Annotated in this window: 14 protein-coding genes; 3 read left to right on the plus strand and 11 right to left on the minus strand. The window is 63.6% G+C overall.

Going from position 1 to position 16,321, the window contains the following annotated elements; all coding sequences use genetic code 11:
- From ACNFIC_RS09590 to tcyJ, 7 genes are all read right to left on the minus strand, one after another.
- Positions 1 to 801, minus strand: coding sequence for a MetQ/NlpA family ABC transporter substrate-binding protein (locus tag ACNFIC_RS09590; RefSeq protein ID WP_138220554.1), 801 nt, complete (start codon positions 799 to 801; stop codon positions 1 to 3).
- On the minus strand, positions 794 to 2,182 hold the full coding sequence (locus tag ACNFIC_RS09595; protein ID WP_416780894.1) for an LLM class flavin-dependent oxidoreductase: 1,389 nt from the start codon (positions 2,180 to 2,182) through the stop codon (positions 794 to 796). Before ACNFIC_RS09595 ends, ACNFIC_RS09590 begins: the two co-directional genes overlap by 8 nt.
- Positions 2,182 to 3,363: an SfnB family sulfur acquisition oxidoreductase gene (locus tag ACNFIC_RS09600; protein WP_416780895.1), complete on the minus strand. Its 1,182-nt coding sequence runs from the start codon at positions 3,361 to 3,363 to the stop codon at positions 2,182 to 2,184. The genes ACNFIC_RS09595 and ACNFIC_RS09600 overlap by 1 nt, the downstream gene beginning before the upstream one ends.
- A 128-nt stretch (positions 3,364 to 3,491) precedes the next feature.
- Positions 3,492 to 4,733 carry an SfnB family sulfur acquisition oxidoreductase gene (locus ACNFIC_RS09605; RefSeq protein ID WP_138220551.1) on the minus strand — a complete coding sequence of 414 codons (1,242 nt, stop codon included), beginning with the start codon at positions 4,731 to 4,733 and terminating at the stop codon, positions 3,492 to 3,494.
- 357 nt (positions 4,734 to 5,090) lie between these two features.
- Positions 5,091 to 5,846: an L-cystine ABC transporter ATP-binding protein TcyN gene (gene tcyN / locus ACNFIC_RS09610; RefSeq protein ID WP_138220549.1), complete on the minus strand. Its 756-nt coding sequence runs from the start codon at positions 5,844 to 5,846 to the stop codon at positions 5,091 to 5,093.
- A 1-nt stretch (position 5,847) separates the two neighbouring features.
- Positions 5,848 to 6,516 carry a cystine ABC transporter permease gene (tcyL, locus tag ACNFIC_RS09615; protein WP_138220548.1) on the minus strand — a complete coding sequence of 223 codons (669 nt, stop codon included), beginning with the start codon at positions 6,514 to 6,516 and terminating at the stop codon, positions 5,848 to 5,850.
- On the minus strand, positions 6,513 to 7,307 hold the full coding sequence (gene tcyJ / locus ACNFIC_RS09620) for a cystine ABC transporter substrate-binding protein (RefSeq protein WP_138220547.1): 795 nt from the start codon (positions 7,305 to 7,307) through the stop codon (positions 6,513 to 6,515). The genes tcyL and tcyJ overlap by 4 nt, the downstream gene beginning before the upstream one ends.
- Before the next feature lie 301 nt (positions 7,308 to 7,608).
- Here tcyJ and epsC point away from each other — a divergent pair, with 301 nt between their 5' ends.
- Both epsC and betT read left to right on the plus strand, forming a co-directional pair.
- Positions 7,609 to 8,541 (plus strand): serine O-acetyltransferase EpsC, encoded by a 933-nt coding sequence (gene epsC / locus ACNFIC_RS09625; RefSeq protein WP_138220546.1) that lies wholly within the window; start codon positions 7,609 to 7,611, stop codon positions 8,539 to 8,541.
- A 251-nt stretch (positions 8,542 to 8,792) separates the two neighbouring features.
- Complete coding sequence (gene betT, locus ACNFIC_RS09630) at positions 8,793 to 10,754, plus strand: choline transporter BetT (protein ID WP_171030981.1); 1,962 nt, start codon at positions 8,793 to 8,795, stop codon at positions 10,752 to 10,754.
- A 57-nt stretch (positions 10,755 to 10,811) separates the two neighbouring features.
- Here the strand turns inward: betT and tauD are convergent, their stop codons facing one another.
- The 4 genes from tauD to tauA form a co-directional block, all read right to left on the minus strand.
- Entirely contained in the window at positions 10,812 to 11,645 is an 834-nt protein-coding gene (gene tauD / locus ACNFIC_RS09635; protein ID WP_416780896.1) for a taurine dioxygenase, read from the minus strand.
- A 76-nt stretch (positions 11,646 to 11,721) separates the two neighbouring features.
- Positions 11,722 to 12,561: a taurine ABC transporter permease TauC gene (gene tauC / locus ACNFIC_RS09640; protein ID WP_138220543.1), complete on the minus strand. Its 840-nt coding sequence runs from the start codon at positions 12,559 to 12,561 to the stop codon at positions 11,722 to 11,724.
- The gene (gene tauB / locus ACNFIC_RS09645; protein ID WP_416780897.1) at positions 12,558 to 13,346 is read right to left on the minus strand and encodes a taurine ABC transporter ATP-binding subunit; all 789 of its coding nucleotides are present in this window, start codon (positions 13,344 to 13,346) and stop codon (positions 12,558 to 12,560) included. Before tauB ends, tauC begins: the two co-directional genes overlap by 4 nt.
- A gap of 24 nt (positions 13,347 to 13,370) precedes the next feature.
- On the minus strand, positions 13,371 to 14,342 hold the full coding sequence (tauA, locus tag ACNFIC_RS09650; protein WP_416780898.1) for a taurine ABC transporter substrate-binding protein: 972 nt from the start codon (positions 14,340 to 14,342) through the stop codon (positions 13,371 to 13,373).
- Positions 14,343 to 14,866: 524 nt separating this feature from the next.
- On the opposite strand from tauA, the gene ACNFIC_RS09655 reads away from it, so the two are divergent.
- Positions 14,867 to 16,210 (plus strand): OprD family outer membrane porin, encoded by a 1,344-nt coding sequence (locus ACNFIC_RS09655; protein ID WP_138220540.1) that lies wholly within the window; start codon positions 14,867 to 14,869, stop codon positions 16,208 to 16,210.
- Positions 16,211 to 16,321: the final 111 nt, after the last annotated feature.

Below are 16,321 nucleotides of genomic sequence, written 5' to 3' on the forward strand. Positions count from 1 at the left end.
TCAGCCTTCCCAGCCGGCCTGGTAGAGCTTGCCGTGGGCCTTGTCCAGGGCGGCGCGCACGACGGGAGAGTGCTGGTAGATATCGACGAACTTGGCCAGGCGCGGGTCGTTCTTTTCTTGCGGACGAATGACGAACTGGATCACGTATTCCTTGTTCTCCAGGCCATCGAACAGCAGTGCCGAGGTGGCGTCGAAGGTGTTGGCCAGGCGGATGTAGGCCGGGTAGCCCTGCACCAGGTCAGCGTCATCGTAGGCACGCACCAGCTGCACGGCCTCGACCTGGAGAATCTTGATCTTCTTCGGGTTGGCGACGATGTCGTCCTCGGTGGCCTTGTAGCCGACGCCGGGTTTGAGGCTGATCAGGCCCGCCTTGGCCAGCAGTTGCAGGCCGCGACCACTGTTGATCGGGTCGTTGGCGATGGCCACGCTGGCGCCCTCGGGCAGCTCGGCGAAGCGCTTGTACTTTTTCGAGTACAGGCCGACGTTGTTGATGATGCCTGGGGCATATGGCACGAGGTCGAATCCGGCAGCGGCCTTGGCGTTTTCCAGGAACGGGATGTGCTGGAAGTAGTTCACGTCGATATCGCCGCTGTTGAGGCTGACGTTGGGCGCGATCCAGTCGCTGAATTCGATCAGCTTTACCTCCAGGCCTTGCTTGTGGGCCTCTTCCACGGCTGCTTCCAGCGGGATGGCGAAAGCGGCGGTGGTGCCGATTTTCAGCGGCTCGGCGGCCAGCGCGGCGGCGGACAGGCCGAGGCCCAGGGCGATGGCCGCGACGGGCCGAAACAATTTCTCAAGCATGGTGCAGGGCTCCAGTCGGGGCAGTGTGGTCAGTGCGATAGGCCGAGCCGGGGTGTTCGGCAGGCAGGTACGGGTGGTCACTGGCGAAGAGTTTTTCGCGCAGCGTGCCTTGGCTGTAGGCGGTTTTGTAGCGGCCACGGCGTTGCAGTTGCGGTACCACCAGGTCGATGAAGGCTTCGAAGCTTTCCGGGGTGACGGTGCGGGTCAGGTTGAAGCCGTCCAGGCCGGTGTCGTCGATCCAGCCGATCAGCTGTTCGGCGACTTGCTCTGGTGAGCCGACCAGGGTCACGTAACGACCGCCCAAGGCGTGCTGTTCGAGCAAGCGGCGGCGGGTCCAGGCGTTGTCCTGCAACTGGCGGGTGGCGGACTGGATCGCGTTGCCCTGGCTGAAGCCGATCGGCTCGTCGAGTTCGAAGGCGGCGAAATCGATGCCGGTGGAGGCGGCGAAGTGCGCCACGCCCGCTTCGGGGCTGGCGTGGCGCAGGTACTCTGCATGCAGTGCCTGGGCTTGCTGCTCGGTGGCGGCGACGATCACCGTGATGCCCATGAACACCTTGATCGCCTGCGGGTCACGGCCTGCGGCTGCGGCCGCGGCGCGCACCTTGTCGACCTGGGCGCGGGTGGCGGCCTTGTTCTGGCCGCTGATGAACACGCACTCGGCATGTGCGCCAGCGAAGCTCAGCCCGCGCGTCGAGCTGCCGGCCTGGAACAGCACCGGTGTGCGCTGGGGCGAAGGCTCGCACAGGTGGTAGCCCTCGACGGTGTAGAACGGGCCCTGGTGGGTGACCTTGCGCACTTTGTCTGGCCGGGCATACACCCGTTGGGTGCGGTCGGCGACCACGGCGTCATCGTCCCAACTGCCTTCGAGCAGCTTGTACAGCACTTGCAGGTACTCGTCGGCCTGGTCGTAGCGCCGGTCATGCTCGGGCTGTTCGCTCAGGCCCATGGCGCGGGCGGCGCTGTCGAGATAACCGGTGACGATGTTCCAGCCCACCCGGCCGTTGCTCAGGTGGTCGAGGGTCGAGAGGCGCCGGGCAAACAGGTAGGGCGCCTCGTAGGTGAGGTTGGCGGTGAGGCCGAAGCCCAGGTGTTCGGTGACGGCGGCCATGGCCGAGACCAGCAACAGTGGGTCGTTGACCGGCAGCTGGATCGACTCTTTCAGGGGCACGTCAAGCGACTGGCCATAGATGTCGTAGGTGCCGACGATGTCGGCGATGAACAAGCCGTCGAACAGCCCACGCTCCAGCAGGCGTGCCAGGTCGGTCCAGTAGGCGAGGGTCTTGTACTGGGTCGAGGTGTCGCGCGGGTGGGTCCACAGGCCGTGGTTGATGTGTCCGATGCAATTCATGTTGAAGGCATTGAGCAGGATCTGCTTGGCCATCAGATCGTCCCCCGGCGTGGCGGCTTCTCGTCGTTGAGGTAGTAGTTGCCGATGGCGTGGTACTTCCAGCGCACCGGATCGTGCAGGGTGTGTACCCGTGCATTGCGCCAGTGGCGGTCGAGGTTGTGCTCGGCCAGGGTGGCCTGGCTGCCGGCCAGTTCGAACAGCGTGGTGCCGGCGGCCAGGGAGATCTCGGTGCTGATCGCACGGGCCTCAGCCACGGCGATGGACGCGGCGGCAACGGTATCGGCATTACTGTCGCGCTGGGCGATGTCGAGGATTTCGCCAGCGCGTTCAAGCAGCGCCTCGGCGGCGTGCAGGCGGATGGCCAGGTGACCGAAGCTCTTGAGGGTCAGCGGATCGTCGCTGGCTTTATCAAGACCCGTGTCGACCCAAGGCCGGCTGCGGGTGCGCACGAAATGCAGGGCATCTTCGAAGGCCGCGCGGGCGATACCGGTGTCGATGGCGGCATGGAGGATCTGCGCCAGTGGGCCAACGGTGGTGGGACGCTCGAATGCGCTGGAGAACGGCACCACGTCCGCAGCGGCCACCGCCACGTTGTCGAACAGCACCGAGCCACTGCCAGTGGTGCGCTGGCCGAAGCCGCTCCAGTCGTCGATTACCTGCACGCCTTGGCTGTCGGCGGGTACGTAAGCCAGGTACTGGACCTCGTGCTCGCCAATCACCAGGGTGGGGATGCGCTGTGCATAGAGCGCGCCGGTGCAGTAGAACTTGCGGCCATTGATGCGAAAACCGTCGCCGTCGCGGGTCAGGAGCGTAGTGCGGTCGGCGGCGGTCTTGGTGCCGATCTCGGCCAGGGCGTTGCCGAAGCGTTTGCCTGCGAGCACCTCGGCGTACAGCCGGCGCTGCTGCTCGGCGCTGCCGTTCACTCGCAGCACTTCCAGGGCGTAGAAGTGGTTCTGCGGGATCTGCCCGATCGAGGCGTCGGCCTGGGCGATGCGGGCGACCACCTTGGCCAGAGTGGCGCTGGATACACCGGCGCCGCCGTGGGCCTTGGGCACGCTGATGCCCCATAGGCCGGTGTGCACGAAATGGTCCAGTTCGGCGTGGGGCAGGCGGCGCTCGCGGTCGCGGATGGCGCTGTCGCGGGACAGTTGTTGGGCGAGCTGATCAGCGACGTCAAGCGCTTGGTAGTCGCTGGTGATAAGGGTTGCTGTCATGGGGTTCTCCGGGGCCATGGGGCCGCGTTGCGGCCCTTTCGCGGCACTAGGCCGCTCCTACAAGGCATCGCGGTTGTAGGAGCGGTCTAGTGCCGCGAAAGGGCTGCAAAGCAGCCCCAGTGCCGAAATCAGATCCAGGAATGGCGAGCGGGCAGGGTGCCGTTGAGGTAATAGGCGCCGACCGCGTGATACTTCCAGCGCACCGGGTCGTGCAGGGTGTGCACCCGGGCATTGCGCCAGTGCCGGTCGAGATTGAACTCGGCCAGGCTGGCGCGGCTGCCGGCCAGCTCAAAGAGCTTTTCGCTCGCTTGCAGGGCGATTTCGGTGGTCAGTACCTTGGCTTCGGCCACGGCGATCGAGGCACGCGCCGCAGCGGCGGCATCGATGGGGCCGGCGTCGACCTCGTCGAGCACGCGTGCGGCCTTGCGCAGCAGCGCTTCGGCGGCGTGCAAGTCGAGCTTCAGGCGGCCGATATCGGCGATCACATAAGGGTCGTCGCTGGCGCGCTCGACATTGGCATCGATCCACGGCCTGGACTTTTCCCGCACGAAGCGGATCGTGTCGTTGATGGCCGCCTCAGCGATGCCTGCGTCGATGGCCGCTTGCACCAGTTGCGATGAGGCGCCCTGGATATTCGGCACATCGCGCTGGCGCCAGTTGTCGAGCACCAGTTCGGCGTCCACTGGCACCTGGTCCAGCAGCACCGTGCCGCTGGCGGTGGTGCGTTGGCCGAAGCCCGACCAGTCGTCGACGATGCGCAGCCCTGGGCTACCCCGACGTACGAACGCCAGGCGTTGGCGGCCGTCGTCGTCGAGGGCTTTGACGGCCACCCAATGGGCATAGAGGGCGCCGGTGGAGTAGAACTTCTCGCCGCTGATGCGGTAGCTGTCGCCCTCGCGGGTGATGCGTGCCTTGAGCGTCAGGGTGTCCTTGGTGCCGCGCTCGGGGCCGGCATTGCCGATGCGCCAGCCGTCGAGCACCGAGCCGAAGATGGCTTGCTTCTGCGCTTCGGTCGCGGTCAGGCGTACCAGTTGCAGGATGCCGAAATGGTTTTGCGGGATCTGCCCGAGCGCGGGGTCTGCGGCGCTGATCAGGCGGAACACTTCGGCGGTGGTCTCGAAGGAAACCTGTGGGCCCCCATAGGCTTTGGGAATACTGATGCTGCCCAGGCCACTGCGGGTGAACTGTTCGATCTCGGCCCACGGTAGCTTTCGTTGTTGATCGCGGCGGGCGGCCTGCTCGCGGGCCAGCTCGGCCAGCTCACGGGCGGCTTGCAGGGCCTCGGCGTCGCTGCGCAGCACCTTGGCCGGCAGCAGCAGGGGCGAGCTGTCGATATCGCTGTCGAGGGGGGTAGTTGGTTGGCTGGACATCAGTGCCGCTCCTTGGCTGCACTCAATGCCCTGGCGTTACGCACTGGGGTGATTGTGATCCTGACCATTCCTGAACCTCACAAAATAGTTGGCGTCGCTGGGGTGGTGGCGACGGACGATTGCTGGTCCGGTGGTCCGGTCTATATACCCTAATGGCTTATATAGATTTTATGAACTAACTCTTTGGAATATGGATAGAAGTCGGGTTGATCAGGTGCTGCGCTGGATTCTGGCTTTGCACGATCCTGTAGGAGCGGCCCCGACAATATGTGCCGTGGCCGAGATCCTGGGGCTGCTACGCAGCCCTTTCGCGACACAAGGCCGCTCCTACAGATACAGCGGGTTTGTGCAGGAGGGTCAAAGCGCAGCGGTGCCCAGGAACTTGCTGAGGAATTGCCGCGTGCGCTCCTGCTGCGGGTTGGCGAACAACGCCTTGGCCTCGCCCTGTTCGACGATCACGCCCTTGTCGAAGAAGATCACCCGGTTGGCGACATCGCGGGCGAAGCTCATCTCGTGGGTGACGATGAGCATGGTGCGCTTCTCCTCAGCCAGCCCGCGGATGGTCGCCAGCACCTCACCGACCAACTCCGGGTCCAGCGCTGAGGTGGGCTCGTCGAACAAGATCACCTCCGGCTCCATGGCCAGCGCCCGGGCGATGGCCACCCGTTGCTGCTGGCCACCGGACAGGCGCCGTGGGTAGGCATCGTCACGGCCTGCCAGACCGACCTTGGCCAGCAGCCGACGACCCAGCGCCACTGCTTGGTCGCGAGGGGTCTTTTTGACGATCACCGGCCCCTCGATGATGTTCTCCAGGGCCGTGCGATGGGGGAACAGGTTGAAGTTCTGGAACACGAAACCGGCCTGCTGGCGCAGGCGGCGAATCGCCCCTTGCTGATTGCCCAGTGGGCGGTTGGCATCGATGCTGATATCGCCGATCTGGATCCGCCCGGCGTCAGGGGTTTCCAGCAGGTTCAGGCAGCGCAGGAACGTGGTCTTGCCCGAGCCGCTTGGGCCGATGATGGCCACTACTTCACCGGGCTGCACGGTCAGGTCGATGCCGTTGAGCACGGTCTGGCCCTTGAACTGCTTGGTCAGGCCTTCTACTACGATCATCTCAGTGCTCCTGGTCGTGCTGGTTGACTCGCGCTTCCATGCGGTTCTGGAAGTGCGCGAGGATGCTGCAGAGGATCCAGTAGACCACCGCAACCGCCACGTACATGGTGAACACCTCGAAGGTGCGCGCCGTGATCAATTGCGCCTGACGGAACAGCTCGGGCACCTGGATGGTGGCTGCCAGGGCAGTGTCCTTGACCAGTGAGATGAAGCTGTTGCCCAGCGGCGGCAGCGCGGTACGCAGGGCCTGGGGCAAGATCGCGCGGCGCATCGCCTGGGTGCGGGTCATGCCGATGCTGGCGGCGGCTTCCCATTGGCCACGGTCGATCGAGGCGATCGCGGCGCGCAGGATTTCGCAGATGTACGCGGCCATGTTCAATGACAGGCCAATCAGCGAGGCCGGGATCGGGTCGAGTTCGACACCGATCTGCGGTAGCCCGAAATAGATCACGAACAGCTGCACCAGCAGCGGCGTGCCACGGAAGAACGACACATAGATGCGCGCCAGCCAGTTCAGCGGCAGGATCTTCGACAAACGCATCAGCGCCAGGGCGAAGCCCAGCAGCAGGCCGAAGAACATGCCGCCGACACTGAGCAGCACCGTGTAGCCCGCGCCCTTGAGCAGGAAGGGCGCGGAGTCGACAACAAGTTGCAGGGTTTCAGGAATCATTTGGTGACATCGGCACCGAAGTATTTCTCGGACAGCTTGGCCAGGCTGCCGTCAGCCTTGAGCTTGTCCAGCGCCGTGTCGATGGCCGCCAGCAGTTCAGGTTCGCCCTTGCGCAGGGCTACGCCGCTTTCCAGGCGCGAGAAGGCGTCGCCGGCCAGCTGGGTGTCCTTGGCTTTCTGGGCGTATTCCAGCGCGGCCAGGCGGTCGATCAGGATGGCGTCGATGCGGCCGTTGCGCAGGTCGGCGAATTTGCTCGGGTCGTCTTCATAGGTGCGCACCTCGGCTTGCGGGACGTCCTTCTTCACCCATTGCTCGTAGTTGGTGCCCAAGCCCACGCCGACCTTCTTGCCCGCCAGGTCCGCGGCCTTCTGGATATTCAGCTGGTCGGCCTTTTTCTTCAGGATCAGCGCCTGGATGCCGGAGATGGTATAGGGCGTGGAGAAGTCGTACTTCTTCTTGCGCTCCTCGGAGATGGTGACCTGGTTGATCACCACGTCCAGGCGCTTGGAGTCGAGTGCGGCGAGGATACCGTCCCACTTGGTCGGCTGAATCTTGGCCTTGACCCCCAGTTCCTTGGCCAGCAGTTCCGACAGCTCGACTTCGAAGCCGGCCAGCTTGCCGTTTTCGTCCTGGTAGCTGAACGGTGGGTAGGTGCCTTCGAGGCCGACGTTGATCACGCCCTTTTCCTGGATAGTCTTGAGCTGCTCGCCGGCAGACGCCTGGCTCAGCAGGCCGGCGCTCAGCAGCAGTGCGAGGCTGGCGTTGAGAAGAGGTTTGGCGAATCTGGTCATGTGTGGCCCCGCGCTTGTGGTGAAAGTGGTGGGTGGCAACTATAAGACTGAGCCGTATAGGCCTGGAAATAATAAAAAATCCGGTGGTTATTCCGTGGCTGCTCATTGCCATCCCGTGGCAGGGTTGAGGGTAGTCAGGAATCGACGACCCGTCAGCGTGGCTTATGCCTGACTTAGTGCAGGATGGAATAAAGCGTTGTTTTTTCCAAGAGGGGGATTTGGCGTATCGTGCAAGGCATGTAGCCAGTGCTGGCCCGCGAAAGGGCCGGTCCAGGCGAAAACAATAGGCCAGGAGAACACCGTGAGCGAACAACCATCAACCGGGCACTGGCAGTTGCCCAGCATCGTCAGTGGCCTGCGCAGTGCTCGCGAACAGTGGCGCACCCGTAATGGGCGCAGCACTGGCGAGCAGGGCGGGCGCGAGTTGCCCTCGCGCGAGGCGCTGCGTCAGATTCTCGAACAACTGTGCGGTGCGCTGTTCCCGATGCGCCTGGGCCCGGTGGACCTGCGCGAGGAAAGTGAGGACTTCTACGTCGGGCACACCCTCGACGCGGCGCTCACCGCGTTGCTGGGCCAGGCGCGCCTGGAGCTGCGCTACGCTGCCCGCCACGGCAAGACCGACGTCGTGGATGTCGACGCCCACGCCCTGCGCTTGATCCAGGACTTCGCCGCTGCCCTGCCGGGCCTGCGCGTGCTGCTGGACACCGACGTGCTCGCCGCCTACCACGGCGACCCCGCCGCGCGCAGCGTCGACGAAGTGTTGCTGTGCTACCCCGGTATCCTGGCGATCATCCATCACCGCCTGGCTCATCACTTGTATCGCGCCGGCTTGCCGCTGCTGGCGCGGATCAGCTCGGAGCTGGCGCACTCGGCCACCGGTATCGATATTCACCCTGGCGCGCAGATTGGTCAGAGCTTCTTCATCGACCATGGCACGGGTGTGGTCATCGGCGAGACGGCGATCATCGGCGAGCGGGTACGCATCTATCAGGCGGTGACGTTAGGCGCCAAGCGCTTCCCCAGCGACGAGTCGGGCACGCTGCACAAGGGCCTGGCGCGGCATCCGATCGTCGAGGATGACGTGGTGATCTATGCCGGCGCCACTATCCTGGGGCGGATCACCATCGGGCAGGGTTCGACCATCGGCGGTAACGTGTGGCTGACCCGCAGCGTGCCGGCCCAGAGCAACATTACCCAGGCCAATCTGCAATTGGATTGCCAGGACAAGCAGTGACCTGAATCATGGGGCGCCAGTACCGCCAAGAGGCTGGTACTGGCGGGTGCCGATCAGCGCCCCGGTTCGCATTGAAATCCATTCCATGTTTAACTTGAACGCTTGTTCAACGAAAAACGCTGGTCCATTGCCGGTGTTCAAAAGGAGGAATCGCCTTTGCTGAACCCGTTCAATCCGAACCTCACGTCCTTCGACGAGGTGCACGACCGATGAGTGCACCGACCCCTGTCCTTGCCAATGGCAAGATCCGCATGAACCCTCCGGTGTTCTACTTCGCGGCAACCTTCATCCTGCTGTTCGGCCTAGTGGTCATCGCCTTCCCGCAAGCCTCCGGCGAGTGGCTGCTGGCGGCGCAGAACTGGGCGGCCAACACGGTCGGCTGGTACTACATGCTGGCCATGACCCTGTACCTGGTGTTCGTGGTGGTCACCGCGCTGTCGGGCTACGGCAAGATCAAACTCGGCGCCGATCATGACGAACCCGAGTTCAGCTACCTGTCCTGGGCCGGCATGCTGTTCGCCGCTGGCATCAGCATCACGTTGTTCTTCTTCTGTGTTTCCGAGCCGCTCACCCATATGCTCCAGCCGCCCCAGGGCGAGGCGGGCACGGCTGAGGCCGGGCGTCAGGCGATGCAGATCCTGTTTCTGCATTGGGGCCTGCATGGCTGGGGCGTGTTCGCCTTCGTCGGCATGGCGCTGGCCTACTTCGCCTATCGCCACAACCTGCCACTGGCGCTGCGCTCGGCGCTGTATCCGCTGATCGGCAAGCGCATCAACGGGCCGATTGGCTACGCGGTGGATGGCTTCGGCATCATCGCCACGGTGTTCGGGCTGGGCGCGGACATGGGCTTTGGTGTGCTGCACCTGAACGCCGGCCTGGATTACCTTTTCGGCATTAGCCACAGCCAGTGGGTGCAGGTGATTCTGATCACCCTGATGATGGGCGCGGCGGTGGCCGTGGCAGTGGCCGGGGTCGAGAAGGGCGTGCGGGTGATGAGCGACATCAACCTGTTCCTGGCCTGCGCGTTGCTGCTGTTCGTGCTGTTCGCCGGGCCCACCCAGCACCTGTTCAACACCCTGATCCAGAACCTTGGCGACTACCTCGGCGCGCTGCCACGCAAGAGCTTCGACGTGTACGCCTATGGCGAGAACCGCGACTGGCTGGGCGGCTGGACAGTGTTCTACTGGGCTTGGTGGATTGCCTGGGCGCCGTTCGTGGGGCTATTCATCGCGCGTATCTCGCGTGGGCGCACGATCCGCGAGTTCGTCTTCGGCGTGCTGCTGATTCCGTTGGGCTTCACCCTGGCGTGGATGTCGATCTTCGGCAACAGCGCCCTGGACCAGGTGATCAACCATGGCATGGCGGCGCTGGGCCAGTCGGCTCTGGATAATCCGTCGATGAGCCTGTACCTGCTGCTGGAAACCTACCCGTGGAGCAAGACGGTGATTGCCGTGACGGTATTCATCAGCTTCGTGTTCTTCGTCACCTCCGCCGACTCCGGCACGGTGGTGCTGTCGACGCTCTCGGCCAAAGGCGGTGGGGCCGATGAAGACGGGCCGAACTGGCTGCGCATCTTCTGGGGCGCGATGACCGCGCTGATCACCAGCGGCTTGCTGTTCGCCGGCAGTATCGACTCGCTCAAGTCGGCGGTGGTGCTGACTTCGCTGCCGTTCTCGCTGATCCTGCTGTGCATGATGTGGGGGCTGCACAAGGCCTTCTACCTGGAGGGCCAGCGGCAGATTGCGCAGATGCACTCGCTGGCACCGTTCGCCCAGTCGCGCCGTGGTCGTGGCGGCTGGCGCCAGCGCCTGAGCCAGGCGGTGCACTTCCCGTCACGCGACGAGGTGTACCGTTTCATGGACGACGTGGTGCGCCCGGCGATTGCCGATGTGCGTGAGGTGTTCGAGCAGAAGGGGCTGGTGCTGGTGACCCAGGACGACCCGAGCCATGACAACGTCAGCCTCAAGGTCGGGCATGGCGAAGAGCAGCCGTTCATCTACCAGGTGCAGATGCGTGGGTACTTCACCCCGTCATTCGCCTTGGGTGGATTGGGCACCCAGGAGCTGAAGAACCGGCGCTATTACCGGGCCGAGGTGCATCTGTCTGAAGGCAGCCAGAACTACGACCTGGTGGGCTATAGCAAGGAACAGATCATTAATGACATCCTCGACCAGTACGAGCGGCACATGCAGTTCCTGCATCTGGTCAGGTAGATAGTCGTTGGATTCTTCGCGGGCTTGCCCGCGAAGAGGCCAGTGCAGGAAAGCACTTTAGAAAGGTGCATCTCCCAGAATGGTCGCCCGGTGCATCACGCGCCGGTTCGGCCGATAGTCATCCACCGCGAAATGCTGGGTCACGCGGTTGTCCCAGAACGCCACGTCGTTCTCCTGCCAACGCCAGCGGATACTGAACTCCGGCCGAGTGGCATGGGCGAACAGCAGTTTGAGCAAGGCCTCGCTCTCCAGCTCGCTCAGTTCATTGATGCGCGTGGTGAACCCTTCATTGACGAACAGCGCCTTGCGCCCGCTGACCGGATGGGTGCGCACTACCGGGTGTGACAGTGGCGGGTTGTTGCGTCGGGTGGCCTCCCAGCGTGCGAGGTCTTCGGGGGTGCTGCCAAAGCGCTCCAGCGGGAACGACTTGGTGAAGTCGTGGGTAGCGGTGAGCCCGTCGAGCAGCCCGCGCAACGGCGCCGACAACGCCTCGAACGCTGCGATGCCGCTGGCCCACAGGGTATCGCCGCCATACGCCGGCAGTTGCTTGGCGCTCAGCACCGCGCCCAGCGCCGGGGTCGGCAGGAAGGTCACATCGGTGTGCCAGACGGCGTTGTCGCGCACGTCGGTGACTGCGGTGTCGAGGATCAGCACCTGTGGCGTGTCCGGCACGTTGGGGTAGATCGGGTGGATATGCAGGTCACCGAAGCGGGCGGCGAAACGGGCCTGCTGCTCGGGGGTGATCGGCTGGTCGCGCAAGAACAGTACCTGATGCTGGAGCAACGCCTGCTCGATGGCGTCACGCTGCTCGGCGGTGATCTGGCGGCTGAGGTCCACGCCGCTGATCTGCGCGCCGAGGGCCGGGCTGAGGGGGGTGATGGTCAGGCTCATGGTCGGTCTCGTATGAAGTTGTGCAGATCCGTGTAGGAGCGGCACGAGGCCGCTCCTACATTGGTCGTGAAAAGGCTCAGTGGCTTTGCCCGTGCCAGGGCACCAGCTTGCGTTGCAGCGCGCGCAGGCCCATTTCCAGGGCAAAGGCGATCAAGGCGATGAGCAGGATCCCCAGCACCACCACGTCGGTGACCAGAAACTGCGCCGCCGACTGCACCATGAAGCCCAGGCCGCTGGTGGCGGCGATCAATTCGGCGGCCACCAGCGTCGACCAACCCACCCCCAGGCCGATGCGGATGCCCGTGAGGATGTCGGGCAGGGCGCTGGGCAGGATCACGTGGCGAATCAACTGGGCCTTGCTTGCCCCCAGCGACTGCGCCGCGCGCAGCTTGGCCGGGTCGACGGTGCGCACGCCGGTGGCGGTGGCGATGGCGACCGGGGCGAAGATCGCGAGATAAATCAGCAGTACCTTCGACAGCTCGCCGATGCCGCACCAGATCACGATCAGCGGCAGGTAGGCCAGCGGCGGGATCGGCCGGTAGAACTCGATCAGCGGGTCGAGAATGCCGCGCGCCACGCGGTTGTAGCCGATGGCGATGCCCACCGGGATGGCGCTGAGGGTCGCGGCCACCAACGCCAGGCCGATGCGGCCCAGGCTTGCGCCAAGGTGCTGCCAGAGGCTGGCGTCCATGTAGCCTTGGGTCAGCAGGGTCCAGCCCTTGCTGGCGATGTCGGCGGGCGAGGGTAGAAACAGCGGTTCGATCCAGCCGGCAGCGGTCACCAGCCACCAAGCCGACACTAGCGCGGCCAGGGTCAGTGCGCTGATCCACCGCGTAGGCAGGTGGCGGCGCACCTTCAGGGTGGGGCGGGAATGGGTATCGCGCTTGCCGGCGACCGGCAGGTCCAGGCTGCTCATGCGGGCTCCTGCTGGCTTTGCCGTTGGGAAAACACGCGGGCCAGCACGTGCTCGCGGGTTTCGATGAAACGCGGGTCGGACTTGATCGCCCGGGCGGGCTCGCCAGCGGCGTAGCGCTGGCCGAAGTCCAGTTGCAGGCGCTCGACCACGCGCCCGGGGTTAGGTGCCAGCAACACCAGTTCGCTGGCCAGGAACACCGCTTCTTCGATGTCGTGGGTGATCAGGAACACAGGCTTGGCCGTACGCTGCCAGACTTGCAGCAGCAATTGCTGCATCTGCTCGCGGGTAAAGGCGTCGAGGGCGCCGAACGGTTCGTCCATCAGCAGCACACGCGGGTCGGCGGCCAGCGCCCGGGCCAGGCCCACGCGCTGTTTCTGCCCACCCGAGAGCTGCCAGATGTGCCGCGCAGAGAAGCCTTCGAGGTCGACCAGCGCGAGCATCTCGCGGGCCTTGGCCTCACGCTGGGCGCGCGGCACGCCGGCCAGTGCCAGGCCGAAGGCGACGTTGCCCAGCACATCTTGCCAGGGCAGCAAGGCATCGTCCTGGAACACCACGCCACGCTCGGCGCCCGGCCCTTGCACTGGTACGCCGTCGAGGGTGATGCGTCCGCCGCTGGGGGCGACGAAACCGGCGATCAGGTTGAGCAACGAGGTCTTGCCGCTGCCGGAAGGCCCGAGGGCCACCAGCAGCTGGCGTGGCCCCAACGAAAGGTTGATGTCGGCCAGCACTGGGGTACTGGCGCCGGGGTACTGTGCGCTGATGCGCTCCAGTTCGAGCAAGGCCATGACGGGCTCCGGTCGCTGCGAGGCTTAGTTGGGCAGGTATTGCTTGCTGACGTAGGGCGAGTAGTCCGGCAGGACCGAATCGACCTTGCCCTGTTGCTTGAGGAAGGTGGCGGTGTCGGTCAGCGCCTGGGTGGTCGGGGCGCCGAGGGCGCTGGCCTGATCGGCGGCCAGTGGGTACACGTTGCCTTGCAGCAGTACCGGAATGTCAGCCGGCTTGGCGCCGGACAGCTTGGCCAGCTTGGCGACGTTGTCTGGGTTGGCCAGCCAGGTGTTCGGGTCCTTTCGGTAGTCGGCGTAGGCGTCCAGGGTCACCTTGGCGAAGGCCTTGACCACGTCGGGGTGCTTGGCGGCGAAGTCCTTGCGCACGATCCAGGCATCGAAGGTAGGGGCGCCTTTCTTGGCCAGCTCGCCGGAGGTGATCAGCACCTTGCCGTTTTCCTTGGCCACGCCCAGGGCGGGGTCCCAAACGTAGGTGGCGTCGATGTCGCCGCGCTTCCAGGCGGCAATGATCGCTGGTGGCGCCAGGTTGAGGATCTGCACCTTGGCGGGGTCGATGTTCCATGCCTTGAGCGCGGCCAGCAGGCTGTAGTGGCCGGTGGAAACGAAGGGCACGGCGACTTTCTTGCCGATCAGGTCCTGCGGGGTCTTGATGCTGTCACGCGCCACCAGCGCCTCGCCGGCCCCGATCTGGGTGGCAATGAGGAAGGTCTCGACGGGCAGCTTGCGGGTAGCGGCGGCGGCCAGGGGGCTGGAGCCTAGGTAGCCGATCTGTACGTCGCCGCTGGCAACGGCGGTGATCACGTCGGCGCCGTTGTCGAACTTGCGCCAGTCGATGCTGGCCTTGCTGGCTTTCTCGTAGTCACCGTCCACCTGGGCAACCTTGGCGGGGTCGACGGTGGTCTGGTAGGCGACGGTCAAATCGGCGGCCTGGGCGAACCAGCTGGTGCTGGCGAGGGTCAGGGCGGCGAACAGGCGCAGCGGAGCGTGCGGGATCATGGTGAACCTCTCGTCAGGCATTAGGGGTGTGTTGACGAGAAGGCTAAATGATCTAAGAAATCTAAAATAAATAACTTTTTTGCATTAGCTTAAAGCCAATCGCTGCGCGTGTCGGGCGCGCGGTTGCCGGTGGGATTTGTCGGTCATCCGATCTCTTGCGGTGGCATATCCCGGCGAACCTGCTAGTCTCTCGCGCCCTGTTCAAGGCCGAGCGCGGGGCGTTGACGGGAGGCAAACGTTTTTACATAACCTAAAGGTATGATTGGCCACGTCGATACAACTTTAGGCAGTAAAGGTTCCAAAGTTATTCCGTAATAGTCTTACAGATTCATAAAACGGTCATTTTGGATTTATAGGATTGTCATTATCCTGTAGCGCAGGTGGCGGCTTAGACCAAGGTCGTGATTCGACCGTCAGCGGTTGACTAACAGGTCACGCTTTGGTCCAAATCGCCAATCCGGGTGAGTGGGGCTCAGATCCTGCCGCTTGAGACGCACAAAAATTAGAACGTAGAGGAGCAAAGCATGTACAAGTCCAGCCTGGCCCTGGCCGTGGCACTGGGGGTTCTCGCCCAACAAGCAGGCGCTGCCGGTTTCATCGAGGACAGCAAGCTGTCCCTGAGCTCGCGCACCATGTATTTCGACAACAACGTCCGTGAAAGCCCGGCGACCCCGCGTCGTGACCAGCGCGAAAGCGGTCAAGGCTTCAAAGTCGACTACATCTCCGGCTTCACTCAAGGCACTGTAGGCTTTGGCGTTGACGCGCAGGCGCTGTGGGGTATTCATCTGGATGGTGGCCAGGGTTACCACAAAGGTGGTTTCTTCCCGGATGACGGCAAAGGCTCGGCCAATCAGTGGGCTCGCTTCGGTGCCAATGCCAAGGCTCGCTTCTCGAAGACCGAGGCTCACTTCGGTAGCGCACTCGCGCCGAACCTGCCAATTCTGGTTTCCAACGATGGTCGCCTGCTGCCGCAGACCTTCGAAGGCGGCACCATCAGCTCGAAAGAAATCGACAACCTGACCATCAACGCCGGTCAGCTGACCCACGCAATGGGTCGCGCTTCGAGCAACCGTACCGGCCTGTCGGTGAACGGTGCTACTGCCGAAAGTAACAAGTTCCGCTACGGCGGCCTGGACTACAAGCTCACTCCAGACCTGACCCTGCAGTACTACTACTCGAACCTGGAAGACTTCTACAAGCAGCACTTCCTGGGTGCGACCCATGTCTTCAAGATCGCTGACAACCAGTCGTTCAAGACCGACCTGCGCTACTTCGATAGCAGCAGCGATGGCAAGAATGGCAATGACGCGACCTATAACTTCAACAACAACAATGGCTACGCGAAGAACACTGGCGAGGTCGACAACAAGACCTGGTCCGCCATGTTCACCTACACCCTGGGCGGTCACTCGTTCCTGGTTGGGCGTCAGCAAGTTGGCGATGACGGCGGTTTCGTCTGGCTGAACCAAGGTAGCCTGGTCAACGGTAGCGGCACCTCCGAAGGTGCAGGTGGTGCCAGCTTCTACCTGTTCACCGACAGCATGATCAACCAGTTTGCCCGTGCTGGTGAGAACACCAACTTCGGCCAGTATGCGTATGACTTCGCGGGTCTGGGTATTCCAGGCCTGAAAGCGTCGATTTCCTACCTGCGTGGTGACGACATTCGTTATCGCTCCGGTCAAGGCACCTACAATGAATGGGAGCGCGACGCTCGTGTCGACTACACCATTCAGGAAGGTACTCTGAAGGGCTTGGGCTTCAGTCTGCGTCAAGGTGTCTATCGCGGGAGCGGTGGTTCGGGTAACGAGTTCACTCGCGACCAGGACCAAACCCGCTTCATCGTGAACTACACTTACAGCTTCCTGTAAGTCGTAGCCGCACACAAAGAGCCTCGCCTAGTGCGAGGCTTTTTTGTGTCTGCGATTTAGTATGCCTTCCAGTTATAAATAAATCGATATTTATTCTTTTTGTTCCAATGC

It is taken from the genome of Pseudomonas sp. NY15463 (assembly GCF_048068415.1).
GTDB classification, from domain to species: Bacteria; Pseudomonadota; Gammaproteobacteria; order Pseudomonadales; family Pseudomonadaceae; genus Aquipseudomonas; species Aquipseudomonas mosselii_C.